We start from the raw sequence: 22,792 nt of genomic DNA, 5'->3' as shown, positions 1-22,792 counted from the left end.
GCCCCCCCGGGACGGCTACCATCGCGCCAGCCCACAGCCCAGCCCGCTTTGCTCCACACCATGCCCTTTCCCCCCGTGCACCTCACCCACCTGGCAGCACTGGCCCACCGCCTGCCTGCCACCTGCTGGCTGGCTGCCGCACTGCAGCGGGATGCGGCATCTTGGGCCGACTTGCCCGTGTGGTGGGTGGACGGCGACCTGGACCTGGCCGCGCTGGAGCTGTGCGCCCAGCCCAGCACCAGCCCCCCTGGCGAGTGGCAAGCGCCCATCCCTGCAGCGGCCTTGCCCGCCACCCCGCCGCACCCCGAGGGGGCCTTGCTGTGGGTGAACGGGCATTTGCACCTGCAAGGCGCCTTGACCACGGCCATGGCGGGTATCCCCCCTGCCCACACACCGCTGCCCGTGCACGCGCTGGTCATGGGCGATGCGCGCATGACCAGCGCTGTGCTGCAAGACGTGCATCTGCATGTGCAGGGCGACCTGGCCGTGCAGACGCTGCTGTGGAGCGATGGCGCGCCAGGCGGGCTGACGGTGCTGGGGCAATGCACCGCCCAGGTGGGCCTGTTCACCCGGGGCAGCGCGCCGCACTGGAACAAGCCGCCCCATCTGGAATTTGCGCTGCAAGACCCTCCGGGCCTCCAGCATGAACAGCCCATGCACGCGCACCATGAAACAGCAGACCATGAAACGCTGGGCCTGCTTCTGCCACCACACTGCCTGGCCGCCGACGACACGGGCACCGGCAGCCTGGCCCAGCTGCTGGACCCTGCCGCCGTACTGAGCGCCGCCAAGGCACAACAACCCCTCACCCAGCCCGCAGCGCTGGTGCATGCACTGCTGCCGCCACTGCCCACCCCTGGCTTGTTCGCCGACGAGACCATCAGCGCCGCCAACATCCTGGCCGCCGTGCGCTCGCCCCTCATCGCGCACAAAGAGCACACGGCAGCGGGCTGGTTTGGGCAAACCGACTTTTCGCTGTGCCGCCAGCATGTGGACGCCGACGGCGATGCGCGCGACGACAGCGTGTTCATCACGGTGTGGAAGCAGTGGGACTTTTACCTGGCGGTGGACCGACCCGAGCGCAACCAAGGCTGGCTGGGCAGCGCACTGGCCACGCTGCAAGGGGTGCTGAAATGGGGGAGGCAACATCCACCATCGCCCAGCGCTCCACCCAACGTGCCTTCCACGGCATTGACCAAGGCGGCGTCTGCAGGCCCGCTCACCCTGCTGTACCGCCCTTACCACCAAGGCGAGCCCGGCGACTGGCAAGCCTTGCTGCCACCCGATGCTGCCGAAGCACCTGAAAACGCACAGGCCTGGCAAGCCTGCCAACAGGCCTGGCGCGGCGTGCTGGACTATGTGCGCAAAGGCACGGCCCAGGCCCGCGCACGCTACCCGCTGTGGGCGCAGCTGCAGGCCGAGATCACCCCGGCGCGGCTGGAGGCATTGACCTCTGGTCCCCTGTTCACTGAGCACTACAACGACTGGTGGGACGCTGAGAAAAACGGCTTTTGGGCCGGGCAGCTCTGGATCGGGGCGCGCCAGCCTTGCCTGCACAAAGGCGAGCCCTGGGGCCGCGCCTTCAAGCTGAGCTGGCAAAACGGCGAAGACGGCCCCGGCGACCCGCCCGACGATGCCCACGCCGCTTACCAGCTGGACCTGGACGAAGCACGCGAAGGCCCACCGCAGGTTCTGGTGCAGTACACCCAGCGCCAAAGCGAAAACCGCAGCCCCTTGCCCCCCTGCGCGGCAGACCATCTGGCACGGCTGCTGCGCCTGGTCCGCCAGGCCCAGGCGCACATTGAAAGCCGCTCGGCCGCGCTGCAAGCCGCTGGCCCCGCCACCACTGCGCCCGCACTCCCGCTGCTGGCCACGCCCCCACTGCCGCTCAACCTGCCCGACACCGCCGTGTTTGGCCCCAAAGGCATGGAATGCTCGGGCCTGTGGCAAAGCCGTGGGCAAGACTATGTGCGCACCGTGCGCGCGCACCTGCAGGCCCCACAAAGCCCGGTGGACGGCACCTTGCCCAGGGGCGATGCCCCTGTGGCCGGGCAGGCCAGCCTCCCGTCACCCTTTCACGTGGCGGATGACGCCCCCGCCCTGCCCGAAGACCCCCGCACCCCGCTGGCCGATGCCGTGCTGCAGCTGGCGCGTGCGGTGCACCGGCACGCAGACGGGGAGCTGTCTGCCCGCTTTCGCCAGCGCTTTGCCTTTGCGCCCGATGCGTTTGCCGCGCACGCCTACCGCGCAGGCCAGGCCACCGGGCCCGCGCTGCTGCTGGGCAGCGGGCCCAACGGCAGCCGCGTGGTGGTGCGCACAGTGCAGTCTGGCCAACCCCAGTGGTGGTTGCTGCAGGGCCTGCAGGCCGAGCCCCTGCCCGGCCTGCATGGCGCAGGCCGCTCGCCCAACCACCAGTGCTTTGCCCGCTGCGACGGCACCCACATCACCACCCACGCGGGGTGGGACGGCCCGGTGATCGCCCGCTTTGCATTGCCCCAGGGCAACGAGGGCACACCGCCTGCGCTGGGCTTGGCGGCTGGTGCGACGGGCCAGGCGTGCGACGAACTCATCCCCTTCAACAACGGCCAGCGCGTGCTGCTGCGCAACAGCACCGGCGTATACCTGCTCACGCCAGATGCAGTGCAGCGCCTGCACCCCCTGCAATGGGACGAAGACGGCCCCTACACCTGGGCCAAGAATCAACAGACCTGCCCCGACGGCCATATGCTGCGCCTGCACATGGTGCACATGGCCTTGTCTGCCGACGAGCAACACATCGCCGTGGGCGACCAGGACAGCGCGCATATCGTGATTCAGACCCAGACCTCCATTCAGGCCGAGGCAAGGGTGCTTGCGCGCTACGCCCCCCTGTCTGCCTACCCTTGCCACGCCACCTTCACGCACACCACCTTCCCGCATGGATCGGCCACGCTACTGGCCAGCGCATGCCACCTGTACGCAGGCAGTACCGGCACGGCCCCAGTCCACAGCCTGGGTACGCGAATGCAGCCCGGAAGGGGCGATCTGGCCCTGCAAGCCATCCAGACGCAGTGGCGAATCGAGGCATCGGCCGCAGTGGCCGGGCTGGTGGTGCTGGGCGATGCGAACGGCACGCTGCACGGGCTGGACGACACCGGGCAGCCCGTGTGGCACCACCACATCGGCGGCGCGGTGGCCGCCATCGACCTGGCGCCGGACGGCAGCACCCTGATCGCCACCAGCCACAGCGGGTATCTGGTGCTGCTGCAGCGGGTAGAAACCGGCCCGGACCCCTATGCCATCGGCAACTCGGACTACGCCGAAGTGGGCCGCTGGATTTTCTGGGAAGACCACGCCGCGCCACTGCACTGGTAACAGCCCTGCATCGGCACCCCAAAGGAAGAGCAAAACACATCTGGGCGCCTGCATTTGTGGCTTACCATGCCGGGGCGGTCCCATCCCGAGACCTTTACAGGAGGCCCCATGGCCAAAGGCGAACAGCGCAGCAACAAGATGGCGAAGAAACCCAAAAAGGACACTTCCCTTCCCAAAGAATCCAGCGGTTCCGACCGCCCCATGCCACCGACCACCACGGTGCTCCCCAAGGGCAAAGACAAAAACAAGTAGCCCCCAGCGAGTGGCCGCCAGACAAGGCGGCAGAGGCAGCCAGCCTCAGCCAACGGTCAGCAGCCACCAGGCAACGGAAAATAGCTACTAAAAACATAGCTTCCAGCGCTTATTTAATAAGCGCTGGAAGCTATTTTTGCTTCAGGCCTCGCTCGCCCCCCTGCATCACAGGGCGAGCCGCTCCACCCACTGCGCCACGGGCTCGGGGCGCCCGAACAGGTAGCCCTGGTACACCATGTCAGGCTGGCGCTGCTCCAGAAATCGCACCTGCTCGCGGGTCTCTACGCCTTCGGCCACCACGCGCAGGCCAAAGTGGCTGGCCACCGACAAAATGGCTTCGACCAGCGCACCGTCGTCGGCATTGGTGGGCGCCTCGGTCACGAACGAGCGGTCAATCTTCAGCTCCCGGATAGGCAGTCGCTTGAGGTAAGCCAGTGACGAGTAGCCCGTGCCAAAGTCGTCCAGCGCAAACTCCAGGCCCATGGCCACCAGCTCGCGCATCTTGGCCACCGCGTCGTCAAAGTCTTCGATCACCAGACCCTCGGTCACTTCCAGCGTGAGCAGCGTCGGGTCGGCCCCCGTGGTGGCCAGCAAGGCACGCAGGTTGGGCACAAAACTGGCTTGGCGAAACTGCCGCGCACTGAGGTTGACCGACATGCGCAAGCGCCGCTGGCTGAAGGCAGGCATGGCCAGCACCGCGCAGGCCTGCGCCAGCACCCAGTCGCCCAGGCCCACAATCAAATCCGACTCTTCCGCCACCGGGATGAACACGCCGGGCGGCACCAAGCCATCGCGCGGGTGCTGCCAGCGCACCAGCGCCTCCCCCCCGGTGAACTCGCCACGCCCATCCACCTGCGGCTGCACGTACAGCCGCAGCTCCTGCGCGCCGATGGCGTGGCGCAAATCGCGCTCCAGGTGAAAACGCTGGGCCGCCACCTCGCCCATGCCTTGCTCAAAAAACGCCGCGCGGGCACCACCCCCGTGCTTGGCGCGGTGCAGCGCCGTGCCTGCCCGCCCCATGGCGTTCAGTGGCAGGTCATCCACCCCCTGTGGGTACAGGGTGATGCCAATGCTGGCCTGCAGCTGTGCCTCTTCGGCCGCGTCGCCCGCCTGCAGCCCCAGGGGCAATGGCTGGGCCAGGGCCTGCGCCACCTGCTCGGCAAACACCAGGGCGCGGCGGCCTGCGGCGGCGGCATCGGCGCTCAGGCCATGCAGCACGATGCCAAACTCGTCCGCCGCCACGCGCACCAGCAGGTCCTGCCCGCCCAGGCGTTCCGACAGGCGCAGCGCCACCGCACACAGCAGCCGGTCGCCCATCTCGCTGCCGCGCGCGTCATTGAAGGTGGTGAAGCGGTCCAGGTCCAGCAACAGCAGGGCATTCAAGGCATCCGGGGCGCGCTGGTGGCGCGCCTGCAGGCCGGTCAGCCGCTCGATCAGCATGGAGCGGTTGGGCAGGCTGGTGAGCGGGTCGAAGTGGGCCAGGCGGTGGATTTCTTCGGCCGCGCGCTTGCGCTCGCTCATGTCCTGCTTGAGCTCTACGTGGTGGCTGATGCGCCCATCGGGCTGCCGAATGGGCGCCACCACCACGCTCTCCCAGATGGTGACCCCGTCCTTGCGCACGTTGGCCTGCTCGCCCGCCCAGCTCTCGCCACGGGCCAGGGTCTCTTGCAGGCCTGCAAGCTGCGCCGGGGCCAGCCCGTTGCCCGAGAAGGCCGAGGACAACTGGCCGATCACCTCACTGCGCGCATAGCCGGTGCGGGCCACAAAGGCGTCGTTCACAAATTCGATGCGCCCTTGCAGGTCGGTGATGACGGTGCTCTCGGGGCTTTGCTCTACCACGCGCAGCAGTTTGCGCAGCTCGGTGTCTCGCGCGGCCAAGTCGGCCGCCATGTCCTGGGCCTCGCCCACACGGCCCAGGTAGCTGCGCCGCGACAGCAGCGTGGCCGTGGCCGTGAGCCCCACAATGCCCGCCAGATAGGCGGCATAGGCATAGTGGTTGTTGGCCGGTGTGACGGGCAGTGCGCCCCGGGCGTCGGCCCAGAGGAAGAAGCCAAACAGCCCGCCCGTCAACGCCAGCAAGCACATTGTGGCCCGCCCACCCAGCAGCCAGCCGGACAGCACGATGAGCACGGGGTAGTTCAGCAAATTGGGGCCTTTGACGCCCCCATTGCCCGCCGCCACCAGCGACACAAACACCCACACGCCCCACACCAGCACATGGGCGGCAAGCAGCCAGCGCCGCAGGTGCACCAGGGCCAGCGCCGCCACCCCCACAAGCCCGGCGCACAGGTTCAAGACCACCCTGCCCCACTGCACCGGATCGTCTCGCAGCAGCAGCAAGGCGACCAAACAGCCAATCAGGGTGACCGCCCACCCGGTCACCTGCACCAGTTTGCGGATGGTGGGATCGCTCTGATCGGATGCGCTCAGGAGTGAAACGTCTGCCATGGTGCGTGGTTTGGACAATCGTTCCATCCTAACGCCGCCCCCCAGGGCCGCAGCCGGGAATCCACTGATGTGACGTGGAGATGCAACGCGGCAGCAACCCGCTGGCCCGCCCACGCAGGGGCGGCTTACTCGGTCGCAGCGTCGCCCGATTGAGGGTCGCGCCGGCCGGTGCCCTTGCCCCGGGCTTTGGTGCGGGCTTCCTTCTTGGCAGCGCGTTCAGCGTCTTGCGCCTGCCCGGCGGCCAGCCAGACTTCAAACTCTGCAGGGGTTTCCAGGGTAATGCGGCCCAGCGTGGCGGTGCGGAAGTCCGTCATCACGATCTCGGCCGTCTTTTGCAGGTTGACCCGGCCGCCACCCAGCATGGCCCCCCGCTTGCGGCCGATGGCTTCGAGCAGTTCTTCGTCGTGCATCTCGCCCACAGCGCCCGCGGGCAGACCGAGCTTGTAGCGCGCCTCCAGCAAGGGCGCGTAGTGCTGCTGCAGGCGGCGCAGCAGCTCCAGCGCCACCAGCTCCTCGTCGTAGGCGTTGCGGCCCACAGCGCCGCTGGCGGCCAGGTTGTAGCCGCTCTCGGGCACGATGATGCGGGGCCACAGCATGCCGGGGGTGTCCCACAGGTAAAAATCGTCGGCCACCGTGATGCGCTGCTCCAGCTTGGTAATGCCCGCTTCGTCGCCCGTCTTGGCCTGGCGTTTGTTGCTCAGGGTGTTGATCAGCGTGGATTTGCCCACGTTGGGCACGCCGCAGATCAGCACGCGCATGGGCTTGGCCATGCCGCCCCGGTTGGGCGACAGCAGGTGGCAGGCGTCAATGAGCTTGCGCGCGGGCGCGGGGTCAGAGGCATCAAGCGGCACCGCGCGCGTTTCGCTCTGGGCGTTGTACCAGTCCAGCCACAGCGCGGTGCGTTCGGGGTCGGCCACGTCCTGCTTGTTGAGCACCTTGAGCTTGGGCTTGTGGTCGGTGATTTCGGCCAGCAACGGGTTGGCGCTGGAGCCCGGCAGGCGCGCATCCAGCACCTCAATCACCACGTCAATGTCCTTGATGCGTTCGGTGATGGCTTTTTTGGTCAGGTGCATGTGACCGGGGAACCACTGGATGGCCATGCGGGGGTACTTTCTGGTGTTTTCGGGGCTAAAAGCCGGCTCAGGGTACTGAACGGGCTCCTGGAAGAAGGGGGCAAGGATAATCGCGGTCCGGGTTCACCGGCCATTCACTGGCATGTTCCAGGCGAAAACCGTTCATTCCCGTCCCGCTCACACCCACGCCCACTTCAGGTTCGACATGTCACCACGCCCGCCCTCTGCCTCCACCCCAACGCCCCCCAGCAAAGCCGACAAGGAGATGCTGTTCAAAGGCGTCACCTGCGCACTGATCGGGCTGGTGATTGTGCTGGCGCCCTACGTTGCCCGCTCTGGCAGCGTGCGCGAGTTGATGGGCCAGGTGGCTGCGGTAGGCTGGTTTGCGCTGGTGCTGGGCGCGGCGTTCATCGTGCAATACGTGGTGCGCCGTGTACGTGCCGGCGCCCATCGGCAATGAGCACGTTGCCTGCCAGCGGTCCCGGTGCTGGCACCACCGCCCAGGCCACCGACGGGCCCAGCGCCCTGGCGATGTTTGCGGTGCTGCAGTCGCAGGCGCTGGTCCAGGGCGTGCCCCTGCGCCCGCCGCCGTCAGAGCCCACCACCTGTTGCGGCCGGGGCTGCAATGGCTGTGTGTGGGAGGGGTTCCTCAGCGCTGCCGAATACTGGCGGCAGGACGCTTTGCAGGCGCTGAACGGCTAGCCGATTCAAGCAAAAAATGGCTCTAGCGCCTGACTGGCAAGCGCTATCAGCTATTTATTCGATAGCAAAACGCCCTACATCCAGACTCAGCCCAAGCCTTCCACGGCCATGTACTGCTCGCGCCAGGTTTCAAACGGCAGGGTGTCGGCCGCTTCGATGGCTTTTTGGGCAGCGATGGATTCGTCGCTCATGGCCAGGTAACGCGCCTGCTGCTCTGCGCTCCAAGGCAGGGCCAGCAAGGCGTCGCGGGCGTGCTCGGATTGGCGGAAGGCAAACCCCTCGAAGCTGCTGGCGTGCTGCTGGGCCATGGTGTCCAGCACACGGGCCGATGGGGTGCGCTCTGGCGCCTGCATGAGTGCACGGGCGTCGCGCAGCGCGGCGCTGTAGTCGGTAGTGCCGTGGGTGGCGTCCAGCGCGGCGGCCAAGGGCTTGCAAGCGGCCAGCACTTCGTCGCCCCAGGTGGTCAGCGCCACGTTCTGGCTATTGCGCTGCAGTTGCAGGCCGGGCTCGCGGCCGCGCTCGGCCGTCAGGTGCTGGTTGCGCTGCAGCTCAGCGATTTCTGCAGGGGTGTCGGGCGGGCTGTCCGACAGCAGGCAGTGCAGCAAGAACACGTCCAGCAGCCGCATGGTGGGCGCGGTGATGCCCACGGGCACAAACGGGTCCAGGTCCATCAGGCGCACTTCGACATATTCCACACCGCGCTCGCGCAGCGCGTGCAGCGGGCGCTCGCCCGTGCGCACAGTGCGCTTGGGGCGGATGGTGCCGTAGAACTCGTTTTCGATCTGCAGCAGGCTGGTGCCCAGCTGGTTGTAGTCACCGCCCGGGTTGCGCACGCCCACCGTCTCATACGCGGGGTAAGGCTTGGTCAACGCTTCGTGCAGCGAATTGGCATAGCCTTGCAGGCCGTTGTAGCTCACGGCCAGCGTGGCCTGCGCGTCGCTTTGGTAGCCCAGGCGCCCCATGCGCAGCGATGTGGCGTGCGGCAGGAACAGGGCGCTGTCGCTCAGGCGCTGCAAACGGTGCTCACGCCCCTGCACGAAGCAAGGGCACAGCGCGGGCGATGCGCCAAACAGATACAGCAGCACAAAGGCATGGCGGCGGAAGTTGCGGATGAGCGAGAAATACTGCTCGCTGCTCACCCCTGGCAACGACCAGTTGTAGTGAATGCCCGAAATGGTCTGCATGCGGCGGCCATAGCGGTGGCCCAGGCCCATGCGGTAGACGCTTTTGGCGCGCCCCACGTTAGAGCCACCGTAGCGGGCCAACGGAATCGTCTCATCGGTGGGCAAACCGCAGGGCATGCTGGAGGCCCACAGCAGCTCGCCGCCGCTGTCCTTCAAGGTGTGGTGCACAAACTGGTGCACTTCGGTCAGCTCATCCAGGCATTGCTGCACGCCCCGGTGCGCGCCGGTGATCAGCTCCAGCTGCGATTCGCTGTAATCGGTGGTGATGAGAGGGTGCGTGAGTGCCGACCCCAGGGCCTTGGGGTGCGGGGTGAGTGCCAGCCCGCCCGTGGGCTGCACGCGCAGCCCCTCCTTCTCGACCCCACGGCGGATGCCGCGCAGGGCGTCGGGGGTGAATGCGCTCAGTCTGTCCTGCAATTTGCTCATATCGTTATACCGGTCCATCTTCTCGTTGGCCCGGAACTTAGCACGGCGCAGCGCCTCACGCCCAGACCGGGCGCAAGTCCTTCAGCCCAAACGGCTGAAAACCCGGCGGGGCGCACGATAGCGCCAGCTGTGCTTTACCGCGCAGCGGGCGCCGTCGGCCTTTGCAGGGGCCCGCGCTCAGCGGCGCGCCAGGGCTTTGCCGACTTCGTTGGTGCCCTGCGCCGCGCCGCTTTGCGGCACTTGCTCGCCCGTGCGGTCCACCACCTCGGCCAGACGCGCGGCCAGCTGCTCAGGGATGTCGCTGCCCACGCCCAGGTGCACGCCTTGAGTCAGGGTGATGTGGGCCGCCTCGAAGGTGCCTGCGCCCGCACACAGGATGGTGCGCGTGGGAGCGGATTCGTGTGCCAGCACCAGCATGGCGGGCACCACGGCTTCGGGCTTGAGGGCATCCAGCACCTCTTGGGGCATGAGCCCCTCGGTCATGCGCGTGGCCGCCGTGGGGGCAAGCGCGTTCACATGGATGTTGTGTTTGGCGCCTTCAATGGCCAGGGTCTGCATCAGGCCCACCTGGGCCAGCTTGGCCGCGCCGTAGTTGGCCTGTCCAAAGTTGCCGTACAGGCCGGTGGACGAGGTCGTCATGACGATGCGCCCGTATTGCTGCGCCACCATGTGGGGCCACACGGCCTTGCAGCAGTGGGCGGCGCCCATGAGGTGCACATCCACCACCAGCTTGAAGTCGTCCATCTCCATCTTGCCGAACGATTTGTCGCGCAAGATGCCCGCGTTGTTCACCAGCACATCCACACGGCCCCAGGCGTCCACCGCCTGCTGCACCATGGCCTGCACGGCGGCAAAGTCGGTCACCGAAGCGCCATTGGCCAGTGCCTCACCCCCTGCGGCGCGGATTTCATCCACCACCTTCTGGGCCGCGCCCACCGTGCCACCACTGCCGTCCACCGCCCCGCCCAGGTCATTGACCAGCACCTTGGCACCGCGTGCCGCCAAGGCCAGCGCATGCTGGCGCCCCAGCCCGCCCCCAGCCCCGGTCACGATGGCCACGCGGCCCTTGAAGTCAATGTCTGTCATGCGATGGATCTCCTGTATGGGTTGGTGGCCGCACCCTGGAATGCCCAGGGGCTGAATTGCGTCTGCGCGCAGCACTGTAAGCCAAGGCTGGTGGCGCGCCGGTTGCATGGGGGACAACCAAGACAGGCCCACGCGTAAGCCTCAGGGTTATCCCTGACATCACTGGACAATCATGTGGATAACTGTGGAGAAGTCCTGTATAGGACTGCTAAGTGCTTGATTTGCAAAGGAGGACTACCCGACGCCTCATTTTTAAGCAGAATCTATTCACAAACCGGCACTTATCCCGCAAGGCACTGGACAATCCTGTGCATAAGTTTTGACAAGTTCTGTATGAAGCACATAACCCATTGATTTATATAAACATTCAACGCACTGCTGAAATAAAAGGCAAAACACAAGACCTCGGCAGCCCTCGGCTTTTGTGCCACTTATCCCGCAGGCCACTGGACAATCTTGTGGATAACCTTGGACAAGTGCTGTATGGGCAGCGTAAGTGATTGATTTACAAGGCACTCGCACATAACGCCCAATTTTTAAGCAGCATTCTGCTCGGGAGCGAGCATCAATTTAGCTACACTTTCAATAGCTGCCAGCGCTTATCCAATCAGCGCTAGAGGCTATTTTTATTGATGAAAACATGAACCAACCCCCACTGGCCCACAGCCCTGCCGCAGAGCGCAATCAGGCGCCCATCCTCGCGGTGCTTCGCGCGCTGCTGGCCCCCACCGGCTCTGCACTGGAGATAGCCTGTGGCACCGGCCAGCATGCCGCCTGCTTCGGCGCCGCCCTGCCGGGCTGGCGCTGGCAGCCCACTGACTGGCAAGACACGCTGTTCCCCTCCGTCACCGGCTGGTGCGCGCAGCAGGGTGCGACCCATGTGCAGGCGCCGCTGCGCCTGGATGTGACCCAGAGCCCATGGCCCAGCGAGGGCCCCGCCTTCACCACCCCGTTTGACCTGATCTATTGCGCCAACATGCTGCACATCGCTCCGTGGGAGTGCTGCGGCGGGCTCATGCGCGGCGCGGCCCGCCACCTGGGCGCGCAGGGCGTGCTCGTCACCTACGGCCCGTACCTGGAACAGGGCGTGCCCACGGCCGAGGGCAACCTCGCCTTTGACGCCAGCCTGCGCGCGCAAGACCCGCGCTGGGGCATTCGCGCCGTGGAAGACGTGGCGGCAGAGGCCCAGGCGGCAGGCCTGCAACTGGCCCAGCGCCACGCACTGCCCGCCAACAATTTGCTGCTGGTGTGGCAACGCGCGCAGTGATTCCCCACCGCTTCAAGCACAACACCCCTTTGGCTACACTGCGCCCGCCCTTCCTCCCACAACCTCCCTCACATGAACCAAGCCGCCCCCTTTTTCACGGCCCACATTGAGCCCGACGGCATGCAGTGCGATGCCTGGCCCCAGCAACCCCTGCTGCAATCCATGGAGCAAGGCGGCATTGACTGGCCCAGCTCATGCCGCAACGGCACCTGCCGCACCTGCATCGGGCAACTGGTGCAAGGGCAAGTGCGCTACGAGATCGAATGGCCCGGCCTCTCGCCTGAAGAAAAGGCCGAAGGCTGCGTGCTGCCCTGCGTGGCCTACCCCGAGTCAGACGTCGTTTTGCAAGGCTCTGCGATCTGATCGCTGCAAAACCGCCCGCTGACACAGAACGGCAGCGAGCCGCCCCGGGCAACGGCACATTCTGAATATGGATATGCAGGCCATTGACGCAACACACGGCCCGCGCCCGTTGGCTGAACTAAAATAGCCAGCTTTGCGGGAGGCTGCACGCTTGGCCTCCCCCCGTGCGGCAGCGCCGCATCGCATGTTCTTTGGGTGGTTTTGGGGGCGTTCAACGCCCCGGCCAGTGAGGGGCATGCGGTTTGCGCTGCACAACCCTGCTGCGGCCCTAACGAAAGCCCTCTCCCATGAACACCCCCCTGACCCCAGTGCCCATCTCGCCGGTGGAAGACATCGTGGCCGACATGCGCGCCGGGCGCATCGTCATCTTGGTGGACGAAGAAGACCGTGAAAACGAAGGCGACCTGGTGCTGGCGGCCGACCACGTCACGCCCGAAGCCATCAACTTCATGGCCCGCTTTGGCCGTGGCCTGATCTGCCTGACGCTCACCCGCGAGCGCTGCGAATTCCTGAAGCTGCCCCCAATGGCCGCTCGCAACGGCACCGTCTACAGCACCGCGTTCACGGTGTCGATTGAAGCGGCCGAAGGCGTCACCACAGGCATCTCGGCGGCCGACCGCGCACGCACCGTGCAAGTGGCAGTAGACCGCAAGAGCCAGCCCACCGACCTGGTGCAGCCCGGCCACATCTTCCCGCTGCAGGCGGTGGATGGCGGCGTACTGATGCGCGCTGGGCACACCGAAGCAGGCTGCGATCTGGCCGCCATGGCAGGCTGCAGCCCCGCCTCGGTCATCTGCGAGATCATGAAAGACGACGGCACCATGGCCCGCCTGCCTGACCTGCAGCTGTTTGCCGCAGAACACGGCCTCAAGATCGGCACCATCGCCGACCTGATCGAATACCGCAGCCGCAACGAGTCCCTGGTCGAGAAGGTGGGCAGCCGCGCACTGAACACGGCCTACGGCACCTTCACCGCCCATGCCTTCCGCGACAAACCCAGCCAAGCCGTGCACCTGGCACTGGTGATGGGTGAGTGGACGGCCGACGACGTGGTGCCCGTGCGTGTGCACGAGCCCCTGTCGGTGTTTGACGCACTGGAAGTCAACCGCTCCATGCACTCATGGGGCCTGGACACCAGCCTGCAATACCTGGCCAAGCAAGGCAAAGGCGTGGCCGTGCTGCTGAACTGCGGCGAAACCGCCGCGCAACTGCTGGCGCAGTTTGAGGGCACGGCCCGTGCCTCTCAGGCGCCTGAGCGCGGCCGCATGGACCTGCGCACCTACGGTGTCGGCGCGCAGATCCTGCGCGACTGCGGCGTGCACAAAATGGCCCTCATGGGCCAGCCCCGCCGCATGCCCAGCATGACCGGTTACGGACTCGAAATCACAGGCTTCATCCCCAAGGAATAAACATGTTTGGCGCAGAAAAAGGAACCTCGGACCGCCTGGACGGCAAGAAGCTGCACATCGGCATCGTGCAGGCCCGCTTCAACGAGAGCATCACCAACACCCTGGCAGCCGCCTGCCTGGCCGAGCTCAAGGCCCTGGGCGTGCCCGAGAAAAACATCACCCATGTGCAAGTGCCCGGCGCCCTGGAAGTGCCCGTGGCACTGCAAGCCATGGCCGAGAGCGACAACTTTGACGCGCTGATTGCCCTGGGCTGCATCATCCGTGGCGAGACCTACCACTTTGAACTGGTGGCCAACGAATCTGGCGCGGGCGTGACCCGCCTGTCGCTGGACTACCAAATCCCGATTGCCAACGCCATCATCACCACCGAAAACTTGGAGCAAGCCATCGCCCGCCAATCCGAAAAAGGCACCGATGCCGCCCGCGTTGCGGTAGAGATGGCCAACCTGCTGGACGACCTGTCATGACTGAAAACACCCCCTCGTCCAATACCCGCCCCCCCAAGCAATCGCGCACCGGGCTCAAGGCCAACGGCACGCGCAAGGCAGCGTCCAAGTCCAACCGCAGCCGCGCCCGCGAATTTGCCCTGCAAGCGCTGTACCAGCACATTGTGGGCCGCAACGATGCGGCAGCGATCGACTCGTTCACGCGCGACTTGGCAGGCTTTCACAAGGCCGATGCCGCCCACTACAACGCCGTGCTGCATGGTTGCATCAACACGGCCGAAGACCTGGATGCGCTGATCACCCCATTGCTGGACCGCAAGCTGGGCGAGATCTCGCCCATCGAGCGCGCTTCCATGTGGATTGGCGTGTATGAGTTTCAGCATTGCATGGACGTGCCATGGCGCGTGGTGCTCAATGAGTGCATCGAGCTGGCCAAGGAGTTTGGCGGCACCGACGGCCACAAGTATGTGAACGCCGTGCTCAACGGCCTGGCCCCGCGCCTGCGCGCTGCCGAAGTGGCCTCGGACAAATCGGCCGAGAAAGCCCCCGGCAAGCCCGCGGCGGACAGCGCCGCAGCCCCCGAGGCCGAAGGCCAGTGAGCCCCTCCTGCGAAGCTTGCTGCGACGCAGGACCCCTCACACAACGGGCGACGCCCAAGCAGGCGTGGCCACACACGCTGCACTGGGCTGGCGACAGCCCGCCGCCCCGCCCTTTTTTTGAGCCCCACCCGCGTCCGCGCGGGCCGCAGGACCTCTCCCCATGAAGTTTTCCTCCCGCGCAGAGCAGATCGAACCGTTTTACGTGATGGAAGTGGCCAAGGCCGCACAGGCCCTGGCCCGCGAAGTGGCCGGCACGCGCGAGCCCATGATCTTCCTGAACATTGGCGAGCCCGACTTCACCGCCCCGCCCCTGGTGCAAGAGGCAGCCGCCAAGGCCGTGCGCGATGGCGCCACGCAATACACCAACGCCCTGGGCCTGGACGCCCTGCGCGAGCGCATCAGCGGCTGGTACCAAAGCCGCTTTGGGGTGCAGGTGCCAGCCCGCCGCATCGTGGTGACGGCCGGGGCATCGGCAGCGCTGCACCTGGCCTGCCTGGCACTGATCGAGAAAGGGGACGAGATCCTCATGCCCGATCCCAGCTACCCCTGCAACCGCCACTTTGTGAGCGCGGCAGAGGGCAAGGCCGTGCTGCTGCCCACCACGGCGGCAGAGCGCTACCAGCTCAGCAGCGACAAGGTGCGCGCGGCCTGGACCGAAAAAACCCGTGGTGTCCTGCTGGCATCGCCCTCCAACCCCACCGGCACCTCGATTGCGCCGGGCGAGTTGCGGCGCATCCACGAGGTGGTGCAGGGCCATGGCGGCATCACGATGATCGATGAGATCTACCTGGGCCTGTCGTATGAAGAAGAGTTTGGCCACACGGCCCTCGCCATCGGCGAGAACATCATCAGCATCAACAGCTTCAGCAAATACTTCAACATGACCGGCTGGCGCCTGGGCTGGATGGTGGTGCCCGAGGCCATGGTGCCCGTGGTGGAGCGGCTGGCGCAAAACCTGTTCATCTGCGCCAGCACCGTCTCGCAAATGGCGGCGCTGGCCTGCTTTGAGGCCGAGAGCATTGCCGAGTACGAGCGCCGCCGCGCCGAGTTCAAGGCCCGGCGCGACTACTTCATCCCTGCGCTGCAATCACTGGGCTTGCAAGTGCCGGTGATGCCCGACGGCGCCTTCTATGCGTGGGCCGACTGCACCGATGCGGCGCAGCGCCTGGGCGTGACTGGGAGCTGGGATTTCGCGTTTGAGGTGATGCGCCGCGCACACGTTGCCATCACCCCAGGGCGCGACTTTGGCAGCCACGAACCCGAGCGCTTTGTGCGCTTTTCCACGGCCAACTCCATGGCGCAGCTGCAAGAGTCGGTGGCGCGCCTGCGCACCTTGCTGACCTAAGGCGGGTGGGATCCACACACATGGCCTTTGAGTTTCCGATCCGCATCTATTGGGAAGACACCGATGCCGGAGGCATCGTGTTCTATGCCAACTATCTCAAGTTTTTTGAACGCGCCCGCACCGAGTGGCTGCGTTCTTTGGGCATTGGTCAGCACACATTGCGGGAACAAACCGGCGGCATGTTTGTCGTAACCGACGCGCAGCTGCGTTACTTGCGGCCCGCGCGGCTGGACGATGAACTCATTGTTACCGCCAGCCTGCAAGACAAGGGGCGTGCATCGCTGACAATATTGCAGCAAGCGCTCCTGAAACCAGAGCACATGACCGAAGCCAAGCCCACGTTACTGAGCGAAGGCACCATCCGCATAGGCTGGGTGGACGCCGCAACGATGCGCCCCGCAAGAATACCGAGCACCCTTCTGGAACAACTTTCATGAACCATCAAAACATGTCCATCTTGAACCTGGTGCTGCAGGCCAGCTGGGTGGTGCAGCTGGTGATGTTGCTGCTGCTGACCGTGTCGATCGCCAGCTGGGCCGCCATCTTTCGCAAGCTGATTGCGCTCAAGCGCGTGAAGTCGCTGAACGAAGACTTTGAGCGCGACTTCTGGTCGGGCACCAGCCTGAACGATTTGTTCGCCAGCGCCGCGCAAAACGCCAAGAACGCAGGCCCCATGGAGCGTATTTTTGCCAGCGGCATGCGCGAATACCAAAAACTGCGCGAGCGCCGCATCACCGACGCAGGCACCCTGCTGGACGGCGCCCGCCGCGCCATGCGCGCCAGCATGCAGCGCGAGATGGATGTGGTCGAATCCAGCCTGTCCTTCCTGGCGTCGGTCGGCTCTGTGTCGCCGTATGTGGGCCTGTTTGGCACCGTGTGGGGCATCATGCACGCCTTCACAGGCTTTGCGGGCATGGAGCAGGTCACCCTGGCCACCGTGGCCCCCGGCATTGCCGAAGCGCTGGTAGCCACGGCCATCGGGTTGTTTTCTGCCATTCCTGCCGTGATTGCCTACAACCGCTTTGCGCGCGACATTGACCGCGTGTCCACGCACCTGGAGACCTTCATTGAAGAGTTCTCCAACATCCTGCAGCGCAACCTGGGCGCACAGCCTTCGCAATCGGCCTCTGGCCATTAAGGAGCCCGCATGCCCGCCATGGCGTCTCGCGGCAAAGGCCGTCGCACCATCAATGAAATCAACATGGTGCCGTTCATCGACGTGATGCTGGTGCTGCTCATCATCTTCATGGTGACAGCCCCCATGCTCACCCCCGGCATGATCGATGTGCCCAGCGTGGGCAAGGGCAAGAACGTGCCCAAGGTGGTGGCGCAGGTCATCGTGAACAAGGACGGATCGCTGCAGCTCAAAACCCCCGAGGCCACCCGCACCGTGACCCAGCGCGAAGTGGGCGACGCGGCCCTGCGCTGGCAAAAAGACCAGAGCAAGGACACCGCCGTGATCATCAGCGCCGACAAGGGCGTTCAGTACGAAGCGGTGGTCAAGGCCATGGATGCCCTGCAAAAGGCGGGGGTTCAACGTGTTGGCCTGTCCGTCAAGCAAGGCGGTTGAACCCATTGCTGCCCCCATCCTCCATGCACGCTCAAGACGACCGCGATCAGTTTTCGCCCCCCCGGCCACCAGGGCGCCTGCGCGCAGTGGCCATGGCCGTGCTGGTGCACGCCGCACTGATGGGCGCCCTGACCTTGGGCGTGAACTGGAAGACCACGGTAGACCAACCGGCGGTGGAAGCCGAGTTGTGGTCCGCCGTTCCGCAGCAGGCTGCCCCGGCAGACAACACACCGCCGCAGCCCCCCGAGCCACCATCGCCGCCAGAGCCCCCTCCAAGGCCGGTGCCTGCGCCCCCTCCTCCACCGCCGCCCCCACCGCCCCGCGCGCAGGACAAGCCTGACACGCGCGAGGCAGACATCGCCATCGAACGCGAGAAGAAGCGGCTGGAGCAGGAAAAGCGCGAGCGCGCAGAGCAGCAAGAGCGCGACAAACGTGAACGCGACCGCCGCGAAAAGCTGGAAACGGAAAAGAAGGAACGCCTGGAGCAAGAGCGCAAGGAGCGCGAGCTGAAAGAAAAGCAGGCCGAGCAAAAGCGTGCCGAGCTGAAAAAGCAGGCCGACGAAAAACGCAAGGCGGAAGAAGCGGACGCCAAACGCAAGGCCGAGGCGGAGTCGGATGCCAAGCGCAAATCAGAAGCCGATGCGAAGCGCCGCGCCGACGCCCAGGCCAAAGAGATGGCGGCCCAGCGCGAAGCCAACTTGCGCCGCATGCAAGGCCTGGCCGGTGCCACCGGCGGTGAGAACGCGAAGGGTAGCGACAAGGTGTCCTCAGGCCCATCGGGCAGCTACGGTGGCAAGGTCGCGGCCAAGGTCAAGCCCAACATCGTGTACCCCGATGCCATTTCGGGCAACCCGCGCGCGGTGGTGGAAGTGCGTGCGGCCCCCGATGGCACCATCGTCGGCAAGAAGCTGATCCAGTCCAGCGGCAACAAGGCCTGGGATGACGCCGTGCTGCGTGCGCTGGACAAGACCGAAACACTGCCGCGCGACATAGATGGGCGCGTCCCCTCGTCGCTGGAAATCGGGTTCCGGCCACAGGACTGAGAAACAGCCTGTACTCTCCAACCGCGCCCACCCGGTCACCACGTGACCGGGTGGAAAGCGGGGCCTCAGCCATTCCAGAGCCCCCCTGTACACAGATCACACCGCAGCGCGAGGCGTGGACACGCTAGAACCCGCACACTCCAACTCGGCGAGCACCAATACCACCAGCCCCTGCAACACGACCCAACCCTGCCCCAGTGGGGTCAGGGCCATGCCAGAACCCCAGACGAGCCAGGCACTGGCAGCCACCCAGGCAAAGTTGCCAAGCGCCAGAAAGCGCACACCCGTGGATGGCAACTGCGGGCGCGATGCCAACCAGGCCGCCAGCGAAGCAGCCGAAAGCACGATCAGCGCAGCCAGTTGCAACACGTAGGCCGGGATACCCATCCACGGAGCGATGAGCGCACTGCCCAGCCCATGGCTCAGGCACATACCCAAGCCAGAGGCGGCATCCAACCACAACACGCGGCGCAGGGTAGAAGAACGAATCGTGAACATAAGAGACTCCTGTGAACCAAGTAGTAGGAGCCCCATGTTCCGCAGCATCGGTCATGGCGTCGATGACCTGGGAGGTCATGAGACCGCAGGCATTTGGGGTGGTATGGCGGAGCGAACCTGCTCACAATCACGGCCATGGCATCCGACACACACCCTTCCAACGCCGCCCCATTCGCCGCGACCCGGCGGATGGCCGTGGGCGACCACCTGCGCCAGTGGCGCCTGCGAAGGCGCCTGAGCCAGCAGGAGCTGGCCGATGACGCAGCCCTTTCGCCACGCCATCTGAGCTGCGTAGAGACCGGCAAGGCCAGCCCCAGCCGCGAGCTGGTGCTGCGCCTGTGCGAGCGCTTGGCCGTCCCCCTGCGTGATCGCAACGCTTGGCTGGTCGCAGCGGGCTATGCCCCCATGTACCGCCAGCAGCCGCTCGACGACCCGTCGATGCATGCCGCTCGCCAGGCCGTGCAACACCTGCTCGACCGCCACGCCCCCTGGCCCGCCGTGGCGTTTGACCGGCACTGGAACATGGTGCTGGCCAACCGCATGGTGCAACCCTTGCTCGAAGGGGTGGACCCTTCCCTGCTGCAAGCCCCCGTCAACCTGCTGCGGGTGAGCCTGCACCCCCAGGGGTTGGCACCGCGCATCGTCAATCTGAACCAATGGCGCGAGCACCTGTTTGCACGCCTACAGCAGCAACTGCACAACACCTTTGACGCCTCACTGCAAACCCTGCTCACCGAGTTGCAAAGTTACCCCGGCCAGCCAGACGAGCAAGCCCACCACTTGGCGGGAGAGCATCTGGGGGTGTTGATGCCTTTTCTCATCCAGTCCCCCTGGGGCGTGCTGAACCTGATCAGCACCACCACGGTGTTTGGCTCGCCCACCGATATCACCTTGCAAGAGCTGGCGCTGGAGACGTTTTTTCCTGGAGACGAGGCCACGGCGCAGACCCTGCACGCTCTGGCGGCAAAGAGCACGCTCGAAGTTTGAGATTCATATGAAAAATCGCCTCTAACGCTTACAGACAAAGCGCAACAAGCTATAAATTCAATAGCAAACCGCAAGCCTACGAGGCACGGAAAGAAACAACGCTCACGTTCCCGCAGGCTGGCGTTTCAACAACCACTGCTCCGTCTCCTGCTGCTGCCGAAACCGCGCCCAATCCAGCACATTCTTGCCATGCGGGTCGCGGCCCCACAGGTCTACACGCTGCTGATCCAGCCATTGCAGCACGGGGATGTGGCCTTTGGCGGCCGCCAGCATGGCCGGTGTCTCGCCCCGGCTGGCGGGGGCTGGTTCGGTCAAGGATTGCCCTTGTTCTTTCAGCCAATCGAGGCAAGGCACGCAGCCGCTTTGCGCGGCCATGTGCACGGGGCCCCAGTCCCAGCGGTTGCGTGCCTGCAGGCTGGCCCCCGCCTGCACCAGGCGTTGCGCCACCGCCAGATGGCCACCATAAAAAGCCCGCAGCAGGGCGGTGTCGCCGCGCTCACTGTCTTTGGCCATCTGCCGCAGATCGGGCTGGGCCCCGGCCTGCAGCAGCGCCTCGACATGTGCCAGTTGCCCACGATGGGCGGCCAGCATCAACACGGAGGAACCCGTGTCCGCGAGCAAATTGGGGTTGGCGCCATCGCGCAATGCCTGCACCAGCGCGCTGGCATCGCCCGCATTCTGGGCATCCATCAAGCGGGCATCCGCAGGCGCCCAAATGCGCGAGGACGCCACCGTGGCGGGGCCTTGCGACACAGCATGCCGCCCCGCGCCCACCACCGAGCGCCCGCCATAAGCCCACCACACGAGCATCCCAAAGGCCAAGAGCCAAACCCAGCCACCCCAGGCTGGGCGTGAATGTGCAGCCACCTGGGGCCGCTGCGCCCCCGGCGTGAAGCGCCCCCGCCGGTCCAGCCAGGCACTGGCCACCGCCTGGCCCACGGCTTGCGCTGCGGCGGTGCCGTTCAGCCCCGGGGTCAGCTTTTGCAGATGCCCTGACGCATCCTTGCCCAACACCGCATGGTAGGCCTGAGTCCCAGCCGTGAACTGCAGCTTGTGCACCAGCGCCTGGCTGGATTCGCCCGGCAACGACGCAACGCGAGACCACACCCAAGAGCCGCGATGCACCACCAGGCCATCGTCTTGCACCCGCAGCGTCCACCGCCGGGTGGCGGCATGCAACGCCCAGGCAGGCAAAACCAACCAAGCCAACCAGCCCCAAAAGCCGCTCGGCAGCACCAGGGCGCCAGGCTGGATGCGGTCGTTCACCCACCACTCCAGCGCCAGCAAAGCCAGCGCCACAGCCGCAGACCAGCGCCACGCAGTCTGCTCGAACGCGAGCGACCAGGCATCCGCTGTCTCCGTCAAACGCATGTCCGGGGGAAGAAAGCGCGGGAGCGCATCGGGCTCCAGCATGCCCAATGAACCCAAGGCCGGAGGGGCGACATCTTGCCCAAAGGCTGGTGGCCCGATGGGGACTTCTTGCGTCCACTGTGCCCGCCGGTCAAAGCGGTCTGGCGCGGATGCGGGCTCAGACCACGAAGGTGCTGCGGCCTCTACCGGCAGGTCATATGCCAGTTCCAACGTGCCCTCAGCGCGTACCAGCTCCAGCCGCCAGTCCACCCGCTCACCACCGCGCCGCGCACCATGGGTGGGGGCATCCTCAGGCAGCTCAAAACGCGCGACCAGGCGCATGCCGCCCTCGCCCGTCGGCTGGCGCCGCGCCGTGGCCTCCAGCACCTCCACCCGGCGCTCGGGCGATCCCGAGCTGGACTCGTCCACACGGTATTGCGCCAGTTGCATGCGCAGGCTTTCGGCCCCCGCCTGCTGGACGGCCCGCACAGGCAACACCAGCGTGATTTCGACCGGCCGCCCCGCCGTGGGCCGTGATGGCAAGGCCGTCATGCCCATGCCTTGGTAGCGCCAGGCCTTGCGGCTGTGCTGCCAAGCAGCCACCACCAGCCCCACGCCGATCACCACAAAGATGCCCATGAAGCCCTTGCCCCACCACGGCGCCTTGCCATCCGACCAGAACAGAGCAGCCATGGGGAAAGCAATGCCACACCAAAACACCGCGAAGAACCACAACGCCCCCTGCCCCTTGGCCAAGGAATGGCGCGGCTCAAGGTCCTGCGCATCTTCCTTGGGGCGCAACAAGATGCGCAGGAACATCCATGCGGCCGTCACACCGACGCCGGTGAACACCAGGGCAAACGGAAGTCGAAAAATTTGCAGCCGCCAGCGGATGCTTCGGTCCAGCAGTGCCTGGGCCGGAGCCTGTGGATTGACCCAGGCGGTGACGGGTTCACCCCGCTCCTGCGCCTGGCGCAGGGTGCGGTGCCACTGCGCCTGCCAGTCGCCCACGTTGTCTGCGCCTGGGCGCAGGTCCAACCCCACGCGTTGCCCTTCGTAAGCTTGCCCAGCCACCGTGTAGCGGTACCGGGCCAGCACCTGGTAGGTGGTGCCGCCTTCGCTACCCGCGTGCTGCTTCAGTTGCACATCCAGCACCTGGGCTGGCACGGGCTGCCATTGGCGCACAGCCCATGCCGCCGACGCGGTCTCAGCCAAAGGCCGCAGCCCTGCCCAGTACCCCCCGGCACCAAACGCCACTGCAAAGATGGCGCAGAAAACCAGCAAAACCCCTCGTCCCATTGTGTTGTCCATGCTTGCCTCCTTTTTGTTGTTGTTATGGATGTCTTGTTTTGGGCTCCAGCATAGTGACGAATTCATGACAGCTGCATGA

General features: G+C 65.8%; 21 protein-coding genes. 15 read left to right on the top strand and 6 right to left on the bottom strand.

Annotated features, from left to right (window positions below):
* Positions 1-60 precede the first annotated feature (60 nt).
* Together CLU86_RS05410 and CLU86_RS22890 are read left to right on the top strand one after the other, a co-directional pair.
* Complete coding sequence (locus tag CLU86_RS05410; protein WP_099740908.1) at positions 61-3,354, top strand: hypothetical protein; 3,294 nt, start codon at positions 61-63, stop codon at positions 3,352-3,354.
* A gap of 108 nt (positions 3,355-3,462) precedes the next feature.
* Positions 3,463-3,606 (top strand): hypothetical protein, encoded by a 144-nt coding sequence (locus CLU86_RS22890; protein WP_162995987.1) that lies wholly within the window; start codon positions 3,463-3,465, stop codon positions 3,604-3,606.
* A gap of 165 nt (positions 3,607-3,771) precedes the next feature.
* Here the strand turns inward: CLU86_RS22890 and CLU86_RS05405 are convergent, their stop codons facing one another.
* Together CLU86_RS05405 and ylqF are read right to left on the bottom strand one after the other, a co-directional pair.
* Positions 3,772-6,054, bottom strand: coding sequence for a bifunctional diguanylate cyclase/phosphodiesterase (locus CLU86_RS05405; protein ID WP_099740907.1), 2,283 nt, complete (start codon positions 6,052-6,054; stop codon positions 3,772-3,774).
* Between the two features lie 125 nt (positions 6,055-6,179).
* Positions 6,180-7,154, bottom strand: a complete 975-nt coding sequence (gene ylqF / locus CLU86_RS05400; RefSeq protein WP_099655188.1) for a ribosome biogenesis GTPase YlqF — start codon at positions 7,152-7,154, stop codon at positions 6,180-6,182.
* Positions 7,155-7,332: 178 nt separating this feature from the next.
* Between ylqF and CLU86_RS05395 the strand changes: the two genes are divergently transcribed.
* Both CLU86_RS05395 and CLU86_RS05390 read left to right on the top strand, forming a co-directional pair.
* Positions 7,333-7,587: a hypothetical protein gene (locus CLU86_RS05395; RefSeq protein WP_099740906.1), complete on the top strand. Its 255-nt coding sequence runs from the start codon at positions 7,333-7,335 to the stop codon at positions 7,585-7,587.
* Positions 7,584-7,829 carry an oxidoreductase-like domain-containing protein gene (locus CLU86_RS05390; RefSeq protein WP_233194817.1) on the top strand — a complete coding sequence of 82 codons (246 nt, stop codon included), beginning with the start codon at positions 7,584-7,586 and terminating at the stop codon, positions 7,827-7,829. Before CLU86_RS05395 ends, CLU86_RS05390 begins: the two co-directional genes overlap by 4 nt.
* Positions 7,830-7,915: 86 nt before the next feature.
* On the opposite strand, the gene gshA is transcribed toward CLU86_RS05390, so the two are convergent.
* Together gshA and CLU86_RS05380 are read right to left on the bottom strand one after the other, a co-directional pair.
* Positions 7,916-9,439 carry a glutamate--cysteine ligase gene (gene gshA, locus CLU86_RS05385; protein ID WP_099740905.1) on the bottom strand — a complete coding sequence of 508 codons (1,524 nt, stop codon included), beginning with the start codon at positions 9,437-9,439 and terminating at the stop codon, positions 7,916-7,918.
* 177 nt (positions 9,440-9,616) lie between these two features.
* Positions 9,617-10,525, bottom strand: coding sequence for an SDR family NAD(P)-dependent oxidoreductase (locus tag CLU86_RS05380; protein WP_099740904.1), 909 nt, complete (start codon positions 10,523-10,525; stop codon positions 9,617-9,619).
* 640 nt (positions 10,526-11,165) lie between these two features.
* Between CLU86_RS05380 and CLU86_RS05375 the strand changes: the two genes are divergently transcribed.
* The 10 genes from CLU86_RS05375 (at position 11,166) to tolA (ending at position 18,567) form a co-directional block, all read left to right on the top strand.
* Entirely contained in the window at positions 11,166-11,792 is a 627-nt protein-coding gene (locus tag CLU86_RS05375; protein WP_099740903.1) for a DUF938 domain-containing protein, read from the top strand.
* Positions 11,793-11,864: 72 nt separating this feature from the next.
* Positions 11,865-12,155, top strand: a complete 291-nt coding sequence (locus CLU86_RS05370; protein ID WP_099740902.1) for a 2Fe-2S iron-sulfur cluster binding domain-containing protein — start codon at positions 11,865-11,867, stop codon at positions 12,153-12,155.
* Positions 12,156-12,442: 287 nt separating this feature from the next.
* A complete protein-coding gene (ribBA, locus tag CLU86_RS05365) occupies positions 12,443-13,564 on the top strand; it encodes a bifunctional 3,4-dihydroxy-2-butanone-4-phosphate synthase/GTP cyclohydrolase II (RefSeq protein WP_099655182.1) in 1,122 nt (373 codons plus the stop codon).
* Between the two features lie 2 nt (positions 13,565-13,566).
* Positions 13,567-14,031, top strand: coding sequence for a 6,7-dimethyl-8-ribityllumazine synthase (ribH, locus tag CLU86_RS05360; protein ID WP_099740901.1), 465 nt, complete (start codon positions 13,567-13,569; stop codon positions 14,029-14,031).
* On the top strand, positions 14,028-14,609 hold the full coding sequence (gene nusB / locus CLU86_RS05355) for a transcription antitermination factor NusB (protein ID WP_099740900.1): 582 nt from the start codon (positions 14,028-14,030) through the stop codon (positions 14,607-14,609). The genes ribH and nusB overlap by 4 nt, the downstream gene beginning before the upstream one ends.
* Positions 14,610-14,769: 160 nt before the next feature.
* Positions 14,770-15,954: a pyridoxal phosphate-dependent aminotransferase gene (locus CLU86_RS05350; protein WP_099740899.1), complete on the top strand. Its 1,185-nt coding sequence runs from the start codon at positions 14,770-14,772 to the stop codon at positions 15,952-15,954.
* A gap of 20 nt (positions 15,955-15,974) precedes the next feature.
* On the top strand, positions 15,975-16,391 hold the full coding sequence (gene ybgC, locus CLU86_RS05345; RefSeq protein WP_099740898.1) for a tol-pal system-associated acyl-CoA thioesterase: 417 nt from the start codon (positions 15,975-15,977) through the stop codon (positions 16,389-16,391).
* Positions 16,388-17,092, top strand: coding sequence for a protein TolQ (gene tolQ / locus CLU86_RS05340; RefSeq protein WP_099655177.1), 705 nt, complete (start codon positions 16,388-16,390; stop codon positions 17,090-17,092). The genes ybgC and tolQ overlap by 4 nt, the downstream gene beginning before the upstream one ends.
* A 9-nt stretch (positions 17,093-17,101) precedes the next feature.
* Positions 17,102-17,524 carry a biopolymer transporter ExbD gene (locus CLU86_RS05335; protein ID WP_099655176.1) on the top strand — a complete coding sequence of 141 codons (423 nt, stop codon included), beginning with the start codon at positions 17,102-17,104 and terminating at the stop codon, positions 17,522-17,524.
* Between the two features lie 23 nt (positions 17,525-17,547).
* The gene (gene tolA / locus CLU86_RS05330; protein WP_099740897.1) at positions 17,548-18,567 is read left to right on the top strand and encodes a cell envelope integrity protein TolA; all 1,020 of its coding nucleotides are present in this window, start codon (positions 17,548-17,550) and stop codon (positions 18,565-18,567) included.
* Between the two features lie 96 nt (positions 18,568-18,663).
* Here the strand turns inward: tolA and CLU86_RS05325 are convergent, their stop codons facing one another.
* Positions 18,664-19,065, bottom strand: a complete 402-nt coding sequence (locus CLU86_RS05325; protein ID WP_099740896.1) for a hypothetical protein — start codon at positions 19,063-19,065, stop codon at positions 18,664-18,666.
* Between the two features lie 135 nt (positions 19,066-19,200).
* Between CLU86_RS05325 and CLU86_RS05320 the strand changes: the two genes are divergently transcribed.
* On the top strand, positions 19,201-20,052 hold the full coding sequence (locus CLU86_RS05320) for a helix-turn-helix domain-containing protein (protein ID WP_369803806.1): 852 nt from the start codon (positions 19,201-19,203) through the stop codon (positions 20,050-20,052).
* 102 nt (positions 20,053-20,154) lie between these two features.
* On the opposite strand, the gene CLU86_RS05315 is transcribed toward CLU86_RS05320, so the two are convergent.
* A complete protein-coding gene (locus CLU86_RS05315) occupies positions 20,155-22,713 on the bottom strand; it encodes an ankyrin repeat domain-containing protein (RefSeq protein ID WP_233194816.1) in 2,559 nt (852 codons plus the stop codon).
* Between the last annotated feature and the right edge of the window lie 79 nt (positions 22,714-22,792).

Source organism: Acidovorax sp. 62, assembly GCF_002754495.1.
In the GTDB taxonomy this organism is placed as follows: domain Bacteria; phylum Pseudomonadota; class Gammaproteobacteria; order Burkholderiales; family Burkholderiaceae_C; genus Acidovorax.
Note: the sequence above shows the minus strand (reverse complement) of the source record. Positions and strands in the feature narration are given on the sequence as shown.

What these genes read in the sequence shown, in the direction of transcription:
- ylqF (WP_099655188.1), bottom strand. Translation starts at nt 7,154, where the DNA reads ATGGCCATCCAGTGGTTCCCCGGTCACATGCACCTGACCAAAAAAGCC.
- CLU86_RS05325 (WP_099740896.1), bottom strand. Translation starts at nt 19,065, where the DNA reads ATGTTCACGATTCGTTCTTCTACCCTGCGCCGCGTGTTGTGGTTGGAT.
- gshA (WP_099740905.1), bottom strand. Translation starts at nt 9,439, where the DNA reads ATGAGCAAATTGCAGGACAGACTGAGCGCATTCACCCCCGACGCCCTG.
- tolQ (WP_099655177.1), top strand. Translation starts at nt 16,388, where the DNA reads ATGAACCATCAAAACATGTCCATCTTGAACCTGGTGCTGCAGGCCAGC.
- CLU86_RS05390 (WP_233194817.1), top strand. Translation starts at nt 7,584, where the DNA reads ATGAGCACGTTGCCTGCCAGCGGTCCCGGTGCTGGCACCACCGCCCAG.
- ribH (WP_099740901.1), top strand. Translation starts at nt 13,567, where the DNA reads ATGTTTGGCGCAGAAAAAGGAACCTCGGACCGCCTGGACGGCAAGAAG.
- CLU86_RS05410 (WP_099740908.1), top strand. Translation starts at nt 61, where the DNA reads ATGCCCTTTCCCCCCGTGCACCTCACCCACCTGGCAGCACTGGCCCAC.
- ybgC (WP_099740898.1), top strand. Translation starts at nt 15,975, where the DNA reads ATGGCCTTTGAGTTTCCGATCCGCATCTATTGGGAAGACACCGATGCC.
- CLU86_RS05380 (WP_099740904.1), bottom strand. Translation starts at nt 10,525, where the DNA reads ATGACAGACATTGACTTCAAGGGCCGCGTGGCCATCGTGACCGGGGCT.
- CLU86_RS22890 (WP_162995987.1), top strand. Translation starts at nt 3,463, where the DNA reads ATGGCCAAAGGCGAACAGCGCAGCAACAAGATGGCGAAGAAACCCAAA.
- CLU86_RS05395 (WP_099740906.1), top strand. Translation starts at nt 7,333, where the DNA reads ATGTCACCACGCCCGCCCTCTGCCTCCACCCCAACGCCCCCCAGCAAA.
- CLU86_RS05370 (WP_099740902.1), top strand. Translation starts at nt 11,865, where the DNA reads ATGAACCAAGCCGCCCCCTTTTTCACGGCCCACATTGAGCCCGACGGC.
- CLU86_RS05405 (WP_099740907.1), bottom strand. Translation starts at nt 6,054, where the DNA reads ATGGCAGACGTTTCACTCCTGAGCGCATCCGATCAGAGCGATCCCACC.
- tolA (WP_099740897.1), top strand. Translation starts at nt 17,548, where the DNA reads ATGCACGCTCAAGACGACCGCGATCAGTTTTCGCCCCCCCGGCCACCA.
- CLU86_RS05350 (WP_099740899.1), top strand. Translation starts at nt 14,770, where the DNA reads ATGAAGTTTTCCTCCCGCGCAGAGCAGATCGAACCGTTTTACGTGATG.
- ribBA (WP_099655182.1), top strand. Translation starts at nt 12,443, where the DNA reads ATGAACACCCCCCTGACCCCAGTGCCCATCTCGCCGGTGGAAGACATC.
- nusB (WP_099740900.1), top strand. Translation starts at nt 14,028, where the DNA reads ATGACTGAAAACACCCCCTCGTCCAATACCCGCCCCCCCAAGCAATCG.
- CLU86_RS05335 (WP_099655176.1), top strand. Translation starts at nt 17,102, where the DNA reads ATGCCCGCCATGGCGTCTCGCGGCAAAGGCCGTCGCACCATCAATGAA.
- CLU86_RS05315 (WP_233194816.1), bottom strand. Translation starts at nt 22,713, where the DNA reads ATGGACAACACAATGGGACGAGGGGTTTTGCTGGTTTTCTGCGCCATC.
- CLU86_RS05320 (WP_369803806.1), top strand. Translation starts at nt 19,201, where the DNA reads ATGGCATCCGACACACACCCTTCCAACGCCGCCCCATTCGCCGCGACC.
- CLU86_RS05375 (WP_099740903.1), top strand. Translation starts at nt 11,166, where the DNA reads ATGAACCAACCCCCACTGGCCCACAGCCCTGCCGCAGAGCGCAATCAG.